General features: G+C 70.0%; 7 protein-coding genes and 3 pseudogenes. All 10 read left to right on the top strand.

Annotation, left to right across the window (positions count from 1 at the left end; all coding sequences use genetic code 11):
• The first annotated feature begins 78 nt into the window (after window positions 1–78).
• The 10 genes and pseudogenes from ACM6LR_RS32650 to ACM6LR_RS32695 all read left to right on the top strand — a co-directional run bounded on the left by ACM6LR_RS32650 (window position 79) and on the right by ACM6LR_RS32695 (window position 16,616).
• A complete protein-coding gene (locus tag ACM6LR_RS32650) occupies window positions 79–3,120 on the top strand; it encodes a non-ribosomal peptide synthetase (protein WP_414945167.1) in 3,042 nt (1,013 codons plus the stop codon).
• Window positions 3,117–8,549, top strand: coding sequence for an amino acid adenylation domain-containing protein (locus tag ACM6LR_RS32655; protein ID WP_414937927.1), 5,433 nt, complete (start codon window positions 3,117–3,119; stop codon window positions 8,547–8,549). Before ACM6LR_RS32650 ends, ACM6LR_RS32655 begins: the two co-directional genes overlap by 4 nt.
• Window positions 8,546–9,817, top strand: coding sequence for an ATP-grasp domain-containing protein (locus ACM6LR_RS32660; protein WP_414945168.1), 1,272 nt, complete (start codon window positions 8,546–8,548; stop codon window positions 9,815–9,817). The genes ACM6LR_RS32655 and ACM6LR_RS32660 overlap by 4 nt, the downstream gene beginning before the upstream one ends.
• Window positions 9,814–11,091 carry an ATP-grasp domain-containing protein gene (locus ACM6LR_RS32665; protein ID WP_414945169.1) on the top strand — a complete coding sequence of 426 codons (1,278 nt, stop codon included), beginning with the start codon at window positions 9,814–9,816 and terminating at the stop codon, window positions 11,089–11,091. The genes ACM6LR_RS32660 and ACM6LR_RS32665 overlap by 4 nt, the downstream gene beginning before the upstream one ends.
• Entirely contained in the window at window positions 11,088–12,023 is a 936-nt protein-coding gene (locus ACM6LR_RS32670) for a TauD/TfdA family dioxygenase (RefSeq protein WP_414937930.1), read from the top strand. Before ACM6LR_RS32665 ends, ACM6LR_RS32670 begins: the two co-directional genes overlap by 4 nt.
• A gap of 126 nt (window positions 12,024–12,149) precedes the next feature.
• A complete protein-coding gene (locus ACM6LR_RS32675) occupies window positions 12,150–12,968 on the top strand; it encodes an APH(3'') family aminoglycoside O-phosphotransferase (RefSeq protein ID WP_414945170.1) in 819 nt (272 codons plus the stop codon).
• A 302-nt stretch (window positions 12,969–13,270) separates the two neighbouring features.
• Window positions 13,271–13,765 (top strand): annotated as a pseudogene (locus ACM6LR_RS32680) (ABC transporter permease); the annotation flags it as partial.
• An 84-nt stretch (window positions 13,766–13,849) separates the two neighbouring features.
• A pseudogene (locus tag ACM6LR_RS32685) lies at window positions 13,850–14,638 on the top strand (ABC transporter ATP-binding protein); the annotation flags it as partial.
• Window positions 14,639–15,094: 456 nt separating this feature from the next.
• Window positions 15,095–15,613: pseudogene (locus ACM6LR_RS32690) on the top strand (ABC transporter permease); the annotation flags it as partial.
• A 28-nt stretch (window positions 15,614–15,641) separates the two neighbouring features.
• Window positions 15,642–16,616: a glycine betaine ABC transporter substrate-binding protein gene (locus ACM6LR_RS32695; protein WP_414941781.1), complete on the top strand. Its 975-nt coding sequence runs from the start codon at window positions 15,642–15,644 to the stop codon at window positions 16,614–16,616.
• The last annotated feature ends 1,707 nt before the right edge of the window (window positions 16,617–18,323 follow it).

Raw genomic sequence — 18,323 nt, forward strand, 5'->3', positions numbered from 1 at the left:
ACTCCGCACGCCAGCCAGGCCGGCAGCCGAGACCCCGTCGGGTCTTGAATTCGCCAACAGACACGGAGAACACGAAACATGAGCGACACGAAGGAATGGACGTTCCCGGCCTCGTTCGGGCAGGAGCGGATCTGGCTGTCCGGCCAGCTCGACCCGGCGTCCCCGGTGTACAACCTGCACTGCCAGGCCCGGCTGGACCGCCCGCTGACCGGGGCGCAGTGGCGCACCGCGCTCGGCGTCATCGTCGGGCGGCACGAGGCGCTGCGCACGTCGTTCCGCATGGACGGCGGCGCGCTCGTGCAAGTGGTGCACGCCGAGGTGCCGATCGAGCCCGAGGTGCACGACCTGCGGGACCTGCCCGCCGACGCCCGTGGTGACCGGCTCGCCGAACTCGTCGGTGCTGTTTCGCGCGAGGCCATCCCGCTCGACTCGCCGCCGCCGTGGCGGGCCCAGGTGTGCCGCATGGCCGACGACGAGTGGGTGCTCACGTTCGTCGTGCACCACACCGTGTTCGACGCCGGCTCGGTGCTGGTGCTGGGGGCCGAGCTGGGCGAAGCGTGCGACGCCGTGTTCGAGGGCCGCGAGCCGAAGCTGCCCGAGCTGGCCATCCAGTACCCGGACTACTCGGCCTGGCAGCGCGGGCAGCTCGAAACGTCGCGCGAACAGCTGGACTACTGGCGGACACAGCTCGCCGGGTTGCCGCCGGTGCACGGCCTGCCCACTGACCGGCCGCGGCCGACGGAGCTGACGTTCGCCGGTGACCAGGTGGACTTCGCCCTCCCGGACGGGCTGATCGACCGGGTCGGCGAGTTGGGCCGGGAGCTGTCGGCGTCGCCGTTCATGGTGCTGCTGGCCGGTTACGCGGCACTGCTGTCGCGACTGTCCCGAGTGGACGACATCGTCGTCGGCGTCCCGGTCGCCGGCCGCGACCTGCCCGAGCTGGCCGACCTGATCGGCATGTTCGTCAATCAGACGGCCGTGCGCGTCGACTGTTCGGGCGCACCCGCGTTCACCCAGCTGGTCGGCCGGGTCCGGACCACGCTGCTGGAGGCGATCGACCACAGCCAGGTGCCGTTCCAGGCGGTCGCCGAGATGGCCGGGGCCGAGCGCGACCCCGGCGTGCAGACGCTGTATCAGCTCGGGTTCAACTTCCTGCCCGACTCGGGGCTGGAACCGATCCGCTCCGCCACCGCGAAAGACGACATCGCGATCGACCTGACCGCCGTGGACGGCAGGCTCGTCTACCGCACCGACCTGTTCGACCGCGAGACCGCCGAAGCCGTGGCCGAGCGGTACCTGCGGCTGCTCGCCGCGGCGCTGGCCGACCCGGCTCAGTCGATCGCGGACCTGCCGCTGCTGTCGGACGCCGAGCGAGAGCTGGTCCTGACCGGGTGGAACACAGTGTCCACAGTGTCCAGTTCGGACGCGATGACCGTGCCCGCCCGGTTCGAGGCCCAGGTGCGGCGGACCCCGGACGCGCCGGCCGTCGACTTCGGCGGGGTTCGCCTGACGTACGCGGAGTTGAACGCGCGAGCCAACCGCGTCGCACACCGGCTGCGCGAGCTGGGCGCCGGTCCCGGCACCGTCGTCGGCGTGTGTGTGCCGAACTCGGCGGACCTGCTGACCGGCGTGCTCGGGGTGCTGAAGAGCGGCGCGGCCTACGTCCCGCTCGACCCGGCCAACCCGGCCCCGCGGCAAGCGCTGATCCTCGCGGACGCGGGTGTCCCGTTCGTACTGGTCACCGGGGAGTCCACACTGGACACCAGGACGCTGGCCCTTGACGACACGGGCGAGTGGTCCGCCGCGGCCACCGAAGACCCCGAACCGGCGGCAGGGCCGGGCGACGTCGCCTATGTGATCTACACGTCGGGCTCGACCGGGAGGCCCAAAGGTGTCGAGGTCGAGCACCGGGCCGTCGACACGTACCTGGCCTGGGCGCGTGAGGCGTACCCCGGCCTGGCCGGACGGGCGTTGCTGCACACGTCGCCGTCGTTCGACCTCACCGTGACGACGCTGCTCGGCAGCCTCACCGCCGGGGGCGCGGTGGTCGACGGCGGCCACCCGACGTTCGTCAAGGTGACCCCGACGCACCTCGCCGTCCTCGCCGAGGAGCTGTTCCCGACGGGTGAGCTGGTGCTCGGCGGTGAAGCCCTGACCGCCGAGACCGTTCAGCCGTGGCGGGAACGGCACCCCGGCACGCTCGTCGTCAACGAGTACGGCCCGACCGAGGCCACGGTCGGCTGCGTCGTGCACCGGATCGAACCCGGGGACGAGCTGCCGTCCGGACCCGTCCCGATCGGCCGTCCGGTGCCCGGCACCCGCGTGTACGTCCTCGACGAGCGGCGGCGGCCGGTGCCGCCGGGCGTCCCGGGCGAGCTGTACGTCGGCGGGTCGCAGCTCGCCCGCGGCTATCTCGGGCTGCCGGACCTGACCGCCGGCAAATTCACCGAGGGTCCGTCCGGCCGGATGTACGCGACCGGCGACCTCGCCCGCTGGCGCCGCGACGGCACGCTCGACTACCTCGGCCGCACTGACGAGCAGGTGAAGCTGCGCGGCTACCGCATCGAGCCCGGCGAGGTCGAAGGGGCGCTGCGCGAGCTGCCGGAGGTGCGGGACGCGGCCGTGGCGGTGCGCGGCGACACGCTCGTCGGCTATGTCGTCGGCAGCACCGAGGGGGCGGCCGAGGCCCTGCGGAAGACGTTGCCGGAATACCTGGTGCCGACCCGGTTCGTGACGCTCGACGCGCTGCCGATGGCGGCCAGCGGCAAGCTCGACCGGGTCGCGCTGCCGGATCCCGAACCCGGCGAGGCACCGGCGTACGTCGCACCCCGGACCGCGGCCGAAGAACTCGTCGCCGAGGTGCTCGGCGACCTGCTCGGCGTCGGCGACCTCGGCGCGCACGACGACTTCTTCGCCCGTGGCGGCAACTCGCTGCTGGCGATCCGCGCGATGGCCCGGATCCGCAAGCAGGTCGAAGTCGACATCCCGGTGCGGGGGCTGTTCTCTCTCACCACCGTCGCCGGGCTCGCCGCCGAGATCGAGCGGCGGCTCGGCGAGGACCTCGACCAGCTCAGCGACGAAGAGATCCAGCGCCAGCTGGCCGAAGGGGAGCACTCGTGACCACGATCGACGAAACCAGCGGAGCGGCCGCGCGCCGCGCCCTGCTCGAACGGCGGCTGCGGCGGCGCACGGAGCAGGCCGCGACCATCACGCCGCGCCCCGGCGACGCCCTCGTCCCGCTGTCCTACCAGCAGGAACGCGTCTGGTTCATGGAGCAGTTCGCGCCGGGCACCGGGTCCTACCACATCCCGGTGCCGATCCGGTTGACCGGCAGGCTCGACGTCGCCGCGCTCCAGTCCGCTTTGGACAGTTTGCCGGAGCGGCACGAGGCGCTGCGGATGCGGTTCCCGGCAGGGGACGACGGGCAGCCGACCGTCCACATCGAACCATCGGTCACGGTCGGATTGTCCATTGTGGAGGCCGGAAGCGAGGAAGCTGCCCGTGTCGCCGTCGACGCCGCCGCGGCCGAGACGTTCGACCTGGCCACGGGCCCACTGCTGCGGGCGACCCTGGCCAGGGTGTCCGACGAGGAGCACCTGCTTGTCCTGTGCACGCACCACATCGTGGGCGACGGCTGGTCGGTCGACCTGCTGCTGCGTGACCTCGCCGCGCGGTACCACGCCCTGAGCACCGGCGGCACGGCCGAGCTGCCCACGCTGAGCATCGGGTACGGCGACTTCGCGCACTGGCAGCGCCGCACACTCACCGGTGGCGAACTCGACCGGCAGCTGGAGCACTGGCGGGCGCAGCTCACCGGGGTCGAGCCACTGGAACTGCCCACCGACCGGCCCCGGCCCGCCAAACAGAGCTTCGACGGCGCGATCCACGAATTCTTCGTCGAGCGCGACCTCACCCGGTCCCTCGGCGAGCTGAGCCGCGGGCACGGCGTCACGCTTTTCATGACCCTGCTGGCCGCCTACCAGGTGCTGCTGGCGCGGTACTCGGGCCAGGAGGACTTCGCGATCGGCTCGTCGTCGGCCGGGCGCGGCCTGCCCGAGCTGGAAGGCGTGGCAGGCATGTTCATCAACATGCTGCCCCTGCGTGCCCAGCTGGCGGGCGACCCGACGTTCGCCGAACTGCTCGAACGCACCCGGCGGCACGTGCTGGACGCGTTCGACCACGCCGACGTTCCGTTCGAGCGGCTGGTGAACGCGCTCGGCGTGCCCCGTGACGTCAGCCGCTCGCCGGTGTTCCAGGCCATGTTCGTGCTGCAGAACTACGAGATGGGCCGGATGGGCGCGGCCGGGGAGTCCGATGTGGACTTCCGCTGGCTGCCGATGGATCTGCCCGCGACCCGGTTCGACTTCGAGTTCCACGCGATCGAGGTCGAACGCGGGCTGATCGGCAAGTTCGTGCACAACACCGCGTTGTTCACCGCGGACACGGTCGCCGGGATGGCCGGGCGGCTGGTCACGCTGCTGCGCTCGATCGTCGCCGACCCGGACCGGCGGCTGTCCGAACTGGACATCCTCGACGCCGGGCAGCGCGAACTCGTCCTGGAGCGCTGGAACGCCACGACGGCCGAGTTCCCGCAGACCACGCTGCACGCGCTCGTCGCGGAGCAGGCCGCCCGGACGCCGGACGCGCCCGCGGTGACCTTCCGCGGCGCTTCGCTGACCTACCGCGAGCTGGATGAGCGGGCCAACCGGCTCGCGCACCGGCTGCGTGGCCTCGGCGTCGGGCCGGGCGTGCTCACCGGGGTGTTCGCGCAGCGGTCGTTCGAGCTGGTCGTCGCGCTCCTCGGCGTGCTGAAAGCCGGTGGCGCGTACGTCCCGCTCGACCCGGAGTACCCGGCCGACCGGCTGGCGTTCATGCTGCGGGACGCGGCCGCGCCCGTCGTGGTGACGCAGGCGGCGTCGCGTGAAACGCTGCCGCCGGGTGACGCGACCGTCGTCGTCCTGGACGACCCTGCCGAGACGGCCGGGCAGCCGGGAACCCCGCCCGAGCCGCTCGCCGGACCGGACGACCCGGCTTACGTCATCTACACCTCGGGCTCGACCGGCAGGCCGAAAGGCGTGCCCAACGGTCACCGCGGCATCGTCAACCGGCTCGACTGGATGCAGCGCGCGTACCGTCTCGACGGCACCGATTCGGTGCTGCAGAAGACCCCGGCCGGTTTCGACGTGTCGGTCTGGGAGTTCTTCTGGCCGCTGAGCACCGGCGCGCGGCTCGTGCTCGCCGAACCCGGCGGCCACAAGGACGCCGCGTATCTGCGTGAGCTGCTCGCGTCCGAAGGCATCACCACCGCGCACTTCGTGCCGTCGATGCTCACGCTGTTCCTGGCCGAACAAGGCGTCGAGACCTGCACGGCGCTGCGGCGGGTCGTGTGCAGCGGTGAGGAGCTGCCGCTCGACGCCGCCCGCGAGTTCACCCGGCGACTGCCGCACTGCGAGCTGCACAACCTCTACGGCCCGACCGAAGCCGCCATCGACGTCACCGCCTGGCACTGCACGCCCGCCGCGCTCGCCGAGGTCGCGTCGGTGCCGATCGGGGCGCCGATCCAGAACATCCGGATCTACGTCCTCGACCGTGCCGGGCGGCCATGCCCGGTCGGCGTGCCCGGCGAACTGCACATCGCCGGCGTCGGCCTCGCCATGGGCTACCACGACCGCCCGGAGCTGACGGCCGAGCGGTTCGTGCCCGACCCGTTCCGCGATGGCCGGATGTACCGCACCGGCGACCTCGCGCACTGGCGCCCGGACGGGACGATCACGTTCCTCGGCCGGATCGACGACCAGGTCAAGCTGCGCGGCCTGCGCATCGAGCTGGGGGAGATCGAGACGACCTTGCGCGCCCAGCCGGGGGTGCGCGACGCCGCCGTGATCGTCCGCGAGGACACGCCGGGGGACAAGCGGCTGGTCGGGTACGTCGTCGGCGACGCCGACCCCGGCGCGCTGCGGACGGTGCTCAAGCAGAGCCTCCCGGACTACATGGTGCCACCGTCGTTCGTCCCGCTCGACGAGCTGCCGCTCACCCCGAACGGCAAGCTCGACCGCAAGGCGCTGCCCGCTCCGGTCGCGTCCCGTGACACGACCAAGGAGCTGGTCGAGCCGTCGAACCCGGCCGAGATCCTGCTGGCCGGGATCTGGCGGGACGTGCTCAAAGTGGACGAACTGGGCGTCGACGACGACTTCTTCGACCTGGGTGGCCACTCGATGCTGGCCACCCAGGTGGTGGCGCGGATCGCCAAGGCGGGCACCGGCCAGGTCGGCGTCATGGACCTGTTCCAGCACCGCACGATCCGCGAGCTGGCGTCCTTCATGGACGGTGACACCACCGACCGGCCGCGCCACCTGCTGTACGAGCTGACCAAGCCGACGACACAGCGGACGCTGACCTACGTCTGCTTTCCCTACGGCGGTGGCAGCGCGATCGTCTACCAGCCGCTGGCCGACGCGCTCCCGGAGGGCCACTCGCTCTACTCGGTCGCCATCCCCGGCCACGACGTCGGACTGTCCGAAGAGGCCCTGCCCTTCGACGACCTGGTCGAGCGGCTGGCCGACGAGATCCTCGACCGCGTCGACGGCCCGCTGGCCATCTACGGCCACTGCGGTGTCGGCAACGCACTCGCCGTCGGCGTCGCCCGGCTGCTCGAAGAGCGCGGCCGCGAGCTGGAGGTCGTCTACATCGGCGCGATCTTCCCGTTCGCCCGCATGAAGGGCGCGGTGGGCACGCTGCGCACCCGGCTGGAGAAGCTGCGCAGCAACCGGTACTACTCGAACTGGCTCAAGGGCATGGGCGTCGACACCGACGACCTCGACCCGGCGCAGGCCGATCGGATCATCACGAACATGCGCGCCGACAGCCGCGCCGCCGAGGAGTACTTCAGCGGCCTGCTCGACGCCCGCGTGGCCAAGCTGCGCGCGCCGATCGTGTCGGTGGTCGGCTCCGAGGACCCGGTCACCGACTACTACGCCGAGCGGTACCGGGAATGGGAGTTCCTCACCGACACCACCGCGCTCGTGGTACTCGACCGGGCCGGGCACTTCTTCCTGCGCTACCGGGCCGAAGAACTCGCGGAGATCGTCACGCGCGTGCACCCGGCACTGGACGATCCCGGCGAGCTCGACGTCCGGGCCCGCGGCGACGACGCGGCCTGGGCGGTGCACGAGACCCATCGGGCGGACGTGGACGAGAAATCCACGGTGCGGCCGAGTATGGCCCGGTTCGTCACGATCACGGTCGGGCAGCTGGTGTCCTCGACCGGTTCGGCGCTGACGTCGTTCGCGGTGCCGATCTGGCTCTACACCCGCACGGGCTCGGTCGCCGACCTCGGCCTGCTGTGGGCGCTAGCGCTGATGTTCGGCGTGCTCGTCCTGCCGGTGGCAGGCGCGCTGGTCGACCGCGGCGACCGGCGGCGGATCATGATCGCGGCCAGCGGCACCGCCGGCGGGATCCAGCTGGTACTGGCGTTGCTGCTGATCACCGGGCACGTCCAGCTGTGGCTGTTCTACGTGCTCATCCCGCTCGGATCGGTGGCCGCGTCATTCCAGCGCATCGCCTATCAGTCGTCGGTGGCGCAGCTGGTGCCGAAGCAGTATCTCGGTCACGCGATGGGCCTCGCGCAGCTGTCCACCGGTTTCGCCCAGCTGCTGATGCCGGTGCTCGCGGCCGGGCTGCTGGCGACGATCCAGCTGTCCGGCATCCTGATCCTGGACATGGTGAGCTACGCGTTCGCGATCGTGGGCCTGCTGTTGGTGCGGTTCCCGGATCTGCTGGGCTGGCGCCCGCGCGAACCGCTGCTGACGGCGATCGCGGGCGGGCTGCGGTACTCGTGGAACCACCGCGGCTTCCGCACGATGCTGCTGTACTTCGCGCTGGCGAACGTCTTCCTCGCCCCCGCGCTGCTCCTGGTCTCGCCGCTCGTGCTGTCGTTCGGCTCGGTCACCGACGTCGCGCAGGTGGCGCTGGCCGAGGCCGTCGGCGCGGTGGCCGGCGGGATCGGGATGGCGCTGTGGGGTGGCCCGCGGCACCGGCGGATGGTCGGCGTGCTCGTCGGCAACATCGGGATCGCGCTCGGCAGCCTGGTGATGGGCCTGCGTCCGTCGCTGGTCGTCGTCGCGGCCGGGGTGTTCGTCCTTGCCGCCGCGATGTCCGTGTCGCAGGGAATCTACGCGACGCTGGTGCAGGTCAAGGTGCCGCAACGGTTCCACGGCCGGGTGTTCGCGATCAACCAGACGATCACATGGTCGACGCTGCCGATCGGGTTCGCCGTGCTGGCACCGCTGGCCGTCGGCTGGTTCTCGCCGCTGCTGGCGCCGGGCGGGGCACTGGCCGGGTCGGCGGGGGCCGTGCTCGGCACCGGCGAGACCCGGGGCATCGGGCTCGCCTATGTCGTCTTCGCGCTGATCCTGCTGCTGATCAACGTGGGCGGGTTCTCGCTGCGGCTGCTGCGCCGGTTCGACACCGAGGTGCCCGATTCGTTGCCCGACGACCTGGTAGGGGCGCAGGAACGGGAGCGCAAGCTCGCCGGGAAGGAGGCCGCATGAGTACGGCAGTGCTGGTCAGGGAGGCCCGCGGGCACTGGGTCGGCGAGGTCGCGCCGTCGATGCGGGCGGCCGGGCACCGCGTGGTGCTGCTCGCCCCGCCGATGGACAAGGCCGAGCGGGCCGCGCTGGCCGGCGTGGTGGACGACGTCGTCGCGCTCGACGACGTCCACGACCCGGAAGCCGTTTCGGCGAAGGTCCGGGAGATCGCAGGCGGCGCGTTGGCCGGCATCTTCACCGGCTCGGACGGCGCCATCGCGAGCACCGCCCGCGCCGCGGAGCTGCTCGGGGTGGCGCGCTGCCCGGCGTCGGTGTTCGCCTTGTGCGCGAACAAGTTCGCTGTCCGGGAGGCGCTCGCCGCGGCCGGGCTGCCCGGGCCCGCTCACGCCCTGATCTCGTCGGCCGCCGAGGCGGCGTCGGTGGCTTCGGCGGTCGGGCTCCCGGCGATCGTCAAGCCGGTCAACGGGGCGGGCAGCAACCTCGTCCGCACCGTGTCCACCGTGGACGAACTGGCGGCCGCGTACGAGCTGCTGGCCGTGCGACTGCCCGAGTCCGCGGATCCACGCTACCACCGTCCACTGGGGACACTGGACCCTTCGTCGACGTTCCTCGTCGAAGGGTTCCTGCGCGGCCCGGAGTACGCGGTGGACGTGCTGGTCCGCGATCGCGTGGCCGAGCCGGTCGAGATCCTCGACAAGCCGCTGATCGACGAGCGGAAGTTCGAGCTGGCGCTGTCGTGCCCGCCCGCCGGGCTCACCGCAGACCGGGCCGAGCTGGTCACCGCGGCGGCGGTCGCCGCCGTCCGCGCGCTGGGTCTCGACAACACCTGCGCCCACGTCGAGCTGATCGACGACGTCGACCGCGGCCCGACGATCGTCGAGGTCAACGCGGGCAGGCCTGCCGGGTCGATCATGCCGCTGCTGACGAAGCTGCGCACCGGCATCGACGTGTTCGCCGAACTGGCGGCACTCGCGGTGGGCGCCCCGCCGCCGGTGCGGGAACCCGCGAAACTCCCGATCCCGCTGGGCATGCTGATCCTCTACGCGGCCGGTTCGGGCCGGTTGACGAAGATCGGCGGGCTCGACGAGATCGCCGAGCTGCCCGAGGTGATCGACGTCGTCACCACCGTCTCGCCGGGGCAGGTGCTCAGCGACGAACAGGAGACCTACGCGGTCAACCTCGTCGTGGCCGGGTTCGCCGATCACGACGACCTCGCCGCCCTGCACGCGGAGGCGAGCAAGCTCGTCCGGCTGGACCTGGAGGAAGTGTGAACACCGCGTTCGTGGTCCGGGAGACCGCAGGACAGTGGATCGCCGACGTCGTGGCCGCCGTGCGTGCGACCGGATTGGGGGCCGAGCTGGTCACCCAGCCCCTGGAACCGGCCGAGCAGGCACAGCTGACGGAACTGGTGGACGGCTTCGTTTTCGTCGACGACGTCCGCGACGCCGGAGCCGTTGCCGAGGCGATCCGGGCGCGGACCGCGCGTCCGGCCGGGGTGATGACCGCCGCCGAGGGGATCATCGCGAGCGTCGCCCGTGCGGCCGAGCTGCTCGGCGTGGCGCGCTGCCCGGCGTCGGTGTTCACCGTGACGCACAACAAGCTCGCGGTCCGGCAGGTGCTGGCCGCGGCCGGGTTGCCGGGGCCGCGCTGCGCGCTGATCCCGTCGGCTGCCGAGGCGGCGTCGGTGGCTTCGGCGGTCGGGCTCCCGGCGATCGTCAAGCCGGTGAACGGCGCGGCGAGCAATCTCGTGCGTACGGTGTCCACTGTGGACGAACTGGCGGCCGCGTACCGGCTGCTGGCCGAGCGGTTGCCGCTGTCGGAGGACGCCCGGTACCACCGGCTCGTCGGTGGCGGACCGTCGCCGATCGACCCGGTGAAGGTGTTCCTCGTGGAAAGCCTGCTGCGTGGGCCGGAGTACGCGGTCGACGTCCTGGTGCGCGACGGCGTCGCGGAGCCGGTGGCAGTGGTGGAGAAGCCACTGATCGACGAGCGCAAGTTCGAGCTGGGCATGGTCTGCCCGCCGCTCGAACTGTCCGAAGAGGGCACCGAGCGGCTGTTCGCGGCGGCGACGGCTGCCGCTCTCGCGCTGGGCCTGGACAACACCTGCGCGCACGTGGAGCTGATCGACGACGCCGAGCTGGGGCCGACGATCGTCGAGGTGAACGCGGGCCGCCCGGCCGGCGGCGCCCAGCCGGTGTTGCTGAAGCTCGCGACCGGCATCGATGTCGTCGCCGAGGCCGTGTCGCTGGCACTGGGCACGCCACCGCCCGCGCGAGGTGCGGGCCTGCCGGTGCCGGTGGGCTACCTGATCTTCTACGCCGAGGGCGCCGGGCGGCTGGTCCGCGTCGACGGCGTCGACGAGGTCGCCGATCTGCCCGAGGTCCTGGAGGTCGTCACGATCGTGCGTCCCGGCCAACTGCTCACCGACGACCAGGAGATCTACGCGGTGAACGTGCTCGCCGCGGGGTTCGCCGACACCGAAGACCTCGCCGCGCTGCACGCCGAGGCCGCCAAGCTGATCCGATTCGAACTGGAGGAGTCATGACCGCCGAACTCGCGGCGAACCTCGGCCTCGTCGAGGGCAACGAACACACGAAGCTCACCGTGTACGCGGCCACGGGCCTGGACTGGGTGCGCGCGCACCGCGAAGCGCTGCAGGACCGGCTACGCGAGCACGGCGCGATCCTGCTGCGCGGGATGCCGGCCGACCTGGCGGTGTTCAACCAGGTCACCGAGGAGATCGGCGGCTCGCTGCTGACGTACACGGAACGGTCGACGCCGCGGTCGGCGGTCTCGGGCAACATCTACACCTCGACGGAGTACCCGCCTGCCGAGTCGATCCCGATGCACAACGAGAACTCGTACTCGGCGCACTGGCCCGCCCGCCTGTTCTTCCTGTGCGACACGGCGGCCGAAACCGGCGGCGCGACGCCGATCGCCGACAGCCGCGCGGTGCACCGCCTGCTGCCGGCGGACCTGCGTGAGCGGTTCGCGGGCGGCGTCACCTACACACGGGCGTTCCGGGAAGGCCTCGGGCTGACCTGGCAGGAGGCGTTCCAGACCGACGACCGCCAGGTGGTGGCGGACTACTGCACCAGCAACGGGCAGACCTACGAATGGACCGACGACGGCCTGCGCACGCGGCACCTGCGTCCGTCGTTTGTCGCGGAACCGCACACCGGCGCGATGGTGTGGTTCAACCAGGCCAACCTGTTCCACGTCTCGAGCCTGGGGGAGGAGGTCAGTGAGGCGCTGCTGGAGCTGTACCCCGAGGAGGACCTGCCGCGCAACGCGTACTTCGCCGACGGCTCGCCGATCCCACAGGCGGACCTGGCCACGATCAAGGCGACCTACGACAAGGTCAGCTACGCGTTCCCGTGGCAGCCGGGCGACATCATGGTGATCAACAACATGCTGATGGCCCACGGGCGCGAGCCGTTCACGGGCAAGCGGAGGACCCTGGTCGCGATGACGTGACAGTTCTGGTCGACAGGCGCACCGGCGCGATCCAGGGCGAGCGCCCGGAGCCGGGTGAAGGTGGCCATTGCGGACGCGTCAGCAAATCGGTGGGAGCCTAGCGGGCCGCGCACTACAATGATCTTCGTGCATGGGTCACCGGTCCGCGAGTGGGAGTTCCTGCTCGCCCGGCATCATCCCGGCGGGTGGAAGCCCGTCACTAATGGACAGTCCGGCGCCTATGTCTTTCGCAGTGCCGACGGCTCGCGGTACGCCAAGTGCGTCACGGGCGAGCAGCAGGGTCTCCTGGAACAGGAACGGGACCGTGTGGACTGGCTCAGCGTCAGTGGCATCCCAGGACCCGAGGTGCTCGAATGGAGCGCCGACGCCGGCGGCGCATATCTGGTGACCAGCACCGTCGAAGGCGTGCCCGCGGACCGCCTGCCTGCTCAGGCGCTCTGGAGAGCATGGCCGTCCATCATTGAGGGCGTGCGAGGTCTGCACGCGCTGCCAGCGAAGGAATGTCCGTTCAGCAGAGACCTGGCACAGATGTTCGCCATCGCCCAGAACGTCGTCGCCCGTGACAAGGTCAACCCGGAGTTTTTACCAGTCGACCAGCAGCAGACGCGGCCCGCCGAGCTGCTCGCGCAACTTGCCGGGCAAGTCGATCGCCGCCTCGTGCAAGAAGCTACCGACACCGTCGTCTGTCACGGCGACCTCTGCCTGCCCAATATCATCCTCGACCCGGTCGCACCGAACTTCGTGGGATTCATCGACCTTGGTCGCCTCGGCCGGGCGGATCCCTATGCTGACATCGCCTTGCTGCTCGCCAACGCTCGGGAAATCTGGGATGACGAGAACCAAGCGATCGCTGCCGACGACGCCCTCGCCGGTAGTCACGGGATCACGCTCGACACCGACCGGCAACGGTTCTACCTCCATCTCGACCCGCTCACCTGGGGATAGCACGTAGGGTCTGAGCGGGCCCGTTCGGCGCACTCGCACCCGAGCAGGGGTGTCCTCGGCCGCGGTCGGGTCGAGCCGTGGCGAATCTTTACGTCGAGTTGTGGACAGGAGCCCCGCGGACATGTTGGGCTGAGACCCGGCCGAACCTGGCGTGGTCGGCTGTTTTCTGCCCTGCGACGTCGAGGAGCGGCACCCTGAGCCTGTCGGAGTACCTCCGAGAGAACTGGATCGACGTCGTGAACGACGCGATCCTGCACGTGGATCTCACCCTGGCGGCGATGGCACTGGCCGTGCTGGTCGGAATGACGATCGGCCTGCTCACCTACCGGCGGCGGTGGCTCGGCGCGATGGCGACCACGACGACGGCGGCGTTCCTGACCGTCCCGTCGATCGCGCTGCTGGGCATCCTGATCGGCCCGTTCGGGCTGGGGCTGACGAATGTCCTGTTCGCACTGGTGCTCTATGCACTTCTGCCGATCACGCGCAACACGATCGTCGGGCTGCGCGGCGTCGATCCGGCCGTGGTGGACGCGGCGCGCGGTATGGGGTTCGGCCGCGTACGACTGCTGTTTCGCGTGCGCCTGCCGCTCGCCTGGCCGGTGATCCTCTCCGGCATCCGGGTCTCGACGCAGATCACGATCGGTATCGCGGCCATCGGCGCGTATGTCAAGGGCCCCGGCCTCGGCAACGAGATCTTCGACGGGCTCGGCCGGTTCGGCTCGGTCAACTCCCTGAACCAGGTACTCACCGGAACGCTCGGGATCATGGTGCTGGCGCTGCTGTTCGACCTGGCCTTCGTGGTGGTCGGCAAGCTGACCACACGGCGACGTCCCCGTGTCCGCCGAGCGGCTGCTTCGGCGACGTCGGGGGGAGCCGCCGGAATGGGCGGTGAGACGATCGAGCTGCGGAACGTCAGCAAGCTCTACCCCGGACGAGCGGTACCGGCGGTCGAAAACCTGACGATGCGAATCCCCGCGGGCGAAATCGTCGTGCTGACCGGTCCGTCGGGGTGCGGCAAGACGACGACCATGCGGATGATCAACCGGCTCGTCGAGCCCACCGCGGGCGTCGTCACGATCGGCGGCACTGACGTGTCGGCGCTCGACCTCGACGAACACCGGCGCAACACCGGCTACGTCATCCAGCAGATCGGGCTCTTCCCGCACCTGCGAGTGGACGCCAATATCGGCGTGGTGCCGCGGGTGCTCGGCTGGACTCGACGACGCATCGCGGACCGCGTGCGCGAGTTGCTCGACGTCGTCGGCCTGACCCGCGAGCACGGCATCCGGTACCCGCGTGAGCTTTCCGGCGGTCAGCAGCAGCGCGTCGGTGTGGCGCGGGCGATGGCCGCGGACCCGCCGGTCATGCTGATGGACGAGCCGTTCGGCTCCACCGACCCGATCACGCGCGCCCGGCTGCAGGACGAATTCCTTCGCCTGCAACGGGAAGTGCGCAAGACGATCGTATTCGTCACCCATGACTTCGACGAGGCGCTGAAGGTCGGCGACCGGATCGCCGTGCTTCGGCCGCGGTCGGTGATCGCTCAGTACGACACGCCCCAGGCGATCCTCGCCGCGCCGGCAGACGACTACGTCGCGAGCTTCGTCGGCTCGAAGCGGAACCTGAAGCGGCTCGCGCTGATCCGGGTGGGTGACCTGGACCTCCGGCAGGCGGCCGGGCCGGACGGCCTGCCTCCGGTCCGGCCCGACGCCACCCTGCGGGACGTGCTGGACGTGATGGTGCGGACCGGCAGCACCGCGGTCATGGTTACCGAGGACGGCACCGCGCAGCCGCAGGGGGTGTGCGATGTGCCCAGCCTCGTCGCGGCGCTCCGGCCCGCCGACGAGGCACCGGCGCCCGCGATCCCGGACGCCGAGGAGGCGCCTGGGCCGGGTCCGGACACCACGCCGCCCGCGCGGCCTCGCCGCCGCCGGCTCGGGCTGCTGGTGCGCCCGGTTCTGCTGATCCTCGCCTTGCTGGCGCTCTTCATGATCGTGCGTGCGCACCCGATCGACTCGATCGAACAGCGCTTTCTCAACGCCGGCGAGATCCTCACCGAACTGGGCGCGCATCTGCGGCTCACCGTGATCTCGACGGCGTGCACCATCGCCATCGCCCTCCCGCTCGGCATCCTGCTCACCCGCGCCGGCGCCCGCTGGGCCCGGCCCATCGGCCTGGGGCTGGGCAACCTCGGCCAGGCGATCCCGTCGATCGGGCTCGTCGTGCTGCTCGCGCTCTGGATCGGCACGGGCACCGCGACAGCGGTGACGGCGCTCGTCGTCTACGCGACCTTGCCGGTGCTGCGCAACACGATCGTCGGGCTCGACGGCGTCGACCCGACCCTTGTCGACGCCGCTCGCGGCATGGGCATGGGCAAGGCGGCCATCCTGTGGCGGATCGAACTGCCGCTGGCCGTCCCGGTGATTCTCGCCGGGATCCGGACCGCGCTGGTACTCACCGTCGCGAGCGCGACGCTGGCGACGTTCATCGACGGTGGTGGTCTCGGCGGAGGGCTTGTCGCCGGGATCGGGCTGTACCGCCCGATCCTGAGCCTGACCTTCGGCATCATCGTCGCCGTGCTGGCACTCTTCGTCGACTGGCTGGGGCTGGTCGCCGAGGAGATCCTGCACCCGCGCGGCAGTTAGCTCGACCGACTTCAAGGAGGACCAACCCATGCGGATGCTCCAGCGCGCGACCGCCACTGCGCTCGCGCTCGTCGCGGCAGTGGCGCTCGCGGCCGGCTGCACGATCGGCAAGGACGAGACCGGCGCCAAGGTGGGCGCGGGATCCATCAAAAAGATCGACGCGCTGAACGGCGTCCAGATCCGCGTCAGTTCCAAGGAGTTCGACGAGCAGCTGCTGCTCGGCCAGATCGCCCTCGTCGCACTGCAGGCGGCCGGGGCGAGCCCGCAGGACAAGACCAACATCACCGGTTCAAGCAACGTCCGCCAGGCGCTCACCAGCGGCGCGGTCGACCTGTACTGGGAATACACCGGCACCGCCTGGATCAGCTACCTCAATCAGACCAAGCCGATCAGCGACCCGCAGGCGCAGTACGACGCGGTCAAACAGGCCGACACCGCCAACGGCGTCACCTGGTGGGCACGCTCGCCGGCCAACGACACCTACGCCCTCGCCGGCAACCCGGCGACACTGGCCCGGACCGGCGTCAAGACGCTGTCCGACTACGCGGCCCTGGTGAAGCGGGACCCGGCCGCGGCCTCGACCTGTATGGGCCCGGAATTCAAGAGCCGGGACGACGGGTTCCCCGGCCTGGCGAAGACCTACGGGTTCACCCTGCCCGACCCGCAGGTGCACCTGCTCAACGACGCCGTCGTCTACCCGAGCATCGGAAAGGGGGACCCCTGCGGCTTCGGCTCGGTCGCCTCCACCGACGGGCGCGTGGCCGCGCAGCACCTCACCGTGATCGAGGACGACAAGCACTTCTTCCCGACGTACAACCCCGCCATCACCATCGCCACTCCGCTTGCCCAAAAATACCCGCAGCTGGAGCAAGTCTTCACGCCGATCGCCGCGAAGCTCGACACCGCGACGCTCACGGACCTGAACAAGAAGGTCAGCGTCGACGGCCAAAAGTCCGTGACGGTCGCCCGCGACTGGCTCAAGTCGGCGGGCTTTATCAGCTGAACCGTCGGCGGGGTCCGGACAGGGCTTGATCAGCGTTCGAGCGTCTCGTAGCGGCCAAAGACCACTGGGCGGCGAACTTGTTCCGCTTCTGCGTCTTCGGCGAGTTGACGTCCTGCCGAAACTGCCTGAGTGCCTTGGGGGTCTTGGTGCGCTCTGGCTCGGACATCGTGCTCTCCAAGCTTTTGAGTGCGCGCCGCAGGTGCGTCTGGTTTCCGCTGGGAACGCCACCAAGATCCGATGCTGACACCCGCGTCCAGACCGCCCCTGTGTTCCGCTGCCCTTCGGGAGAGAGTCGATGTCCCACGCCGAAACCCCACCGGTTGTCGACAAGATCGCTGACCTTGTCGGCTGGGACAGAGAGTTCACGCCGAAAAAACGTTGGAGCGATGTGGAGCGCGAACTCGGTACGGCATTACCGACCGACTACAAAGAACTCGTGACCCGTTTCCCGGGTGACATATTTCGTCGCATCGATATCGACAGCCCCGTGGTCGGCGAACATGCTTGGCTTAGATTCAAGTCCAACTCGACGACGTCGAGTACGGCCTCTACCCGGAACCGGGTGGCCTGTTGCCGTTCGGATCCGGCGGCCAGGGCGGAACGTTCTGCTGGATCACCGACTCCAGCGACCCCGGCCGCTGGAGGATCGCCTACCACGATCAGAGCCCGGACGAATGGCGCGAGCACCTCGGTTTTACGAGGGCACCCGGCAGGTTCAGCCCCTGCCCGCGACGTGAGCGACTGGGGTCAAGGGCTTGGGTCCACCCGGGGCGGTCAACCGCGTTCCCGTGGGTGTCCACGATCCCGTGGACGCCGTGATCGAGTGGGGAAGCCTCTTTACCGGGCACAGTGTGCAAGAACGCTGGCGAACGGCGTCAGGTGACCGAGATCGAGACGGTGTGTTCATCGAGGAGAACGAAGTGATCAGTCACCTCGCGGAGCTGGCTGCCTTGGCTCGTACCGCCACCGACGAGGGGAAGCGGCTTTACTGCTCCGTCCGGTGACGGCCCGAGAGACACCACATCGTGCTCGAGGACATGTCCCTGCCACGTCGCTCCAACATCGAACTTCGACAATGTGGTCCGTGTAGACCTGCCTGCCGGGGCCGGTACAGGTCAGCGGGCCCAGCCAGGCATAGAGCAGCATCTGCCACTCTCTCAGGGCGCGGACGAATGGCGTGAACACCCCGGACCGCGATACAGCTTCTTTGCGAAGTCCTGACCAACAAGAGTGAGGACAATGTTCTTGGGTGGGATTTTTCCGAACTGCCAGTTGAGTTCGTTCCCTCGATCACTCAAGGCCGGCGGCGGCTCTTGGATTGCGGTGTTGCCGGCTTCGGCTGCCCGGGAACTCGCCTCCGATGGGCCCGGCATCGCCCGAATCCGGCGAGGACGCCTTCTGTGTCGACACCGATTCACCAGAGGTTCAGCCGAAGACCGGCTCGAACCCGCCGTCCCCTGCCACGAAGCGGGAAGTGTCCCACTACCAACAAGCGGCCGCTCAGGCAAGCGACGATAGTCGGGTGAACGGCGTCTGCTGATCCGTTACAGGCAATCGGGTGAAAGTGCGAATTTCCGCATTTTTCAAAGTTCGAGTTGATCGATAACGTGTCGAAAGCAAGGTTATTCCGACGGCGCACGAGCCGGTGCACGTGCGCATGGCCGTGCGGCCCGAAACGTGAGAATTTCGGTCGGCAAGATCATGTTC

Origin of the sequence: Amycolatopsis sp. cmx-11-32 (assembly GCF_047608695.1) — a bacterium.
In the GTDB taxonomy this organism is placed as follows: domain Bacteria; phylum Actinomycetota; class Actinomycetes; order Mycobacteriales; family Pseudonocardiaceae; genus Amycolatopsis.

What these genes read in the sequence shown, in the direction of transcription:
- ACM6LR_RS32660 (WP_414945168.1), top strand. Translation starts at nt 8,546, where the DNA reads ATGAGTACGGCAGTGCTGGTCAGGGAGGCCCGCGGGCACTGGGTCGGC.
- ACM6LR_RS32695 (WP_414941781.1), top strand. Translation starts at nt 15,642, where the DNA reads ATGCGGATGCTCCAGCGCGCGACCGCCACTGCGCTCGCGCTCGTCGCG.
- ACM6LR_RS32650 (WP_414945167.1), top strand. Translation starts at nt 79, where the DNA reads ATGAGCGACACGAAGGAATGGACGTTCCCGGCCTCGTTCGGGCAGGAG.
- ACM6LR_RS32670 (WP_414937930.1), top strand. Translation starts at nt 11,088, where the DNA reads ATGACCGCCGAACTCGCGGCGAACCTCGGCCTCGTCGAGGGCAACGAA.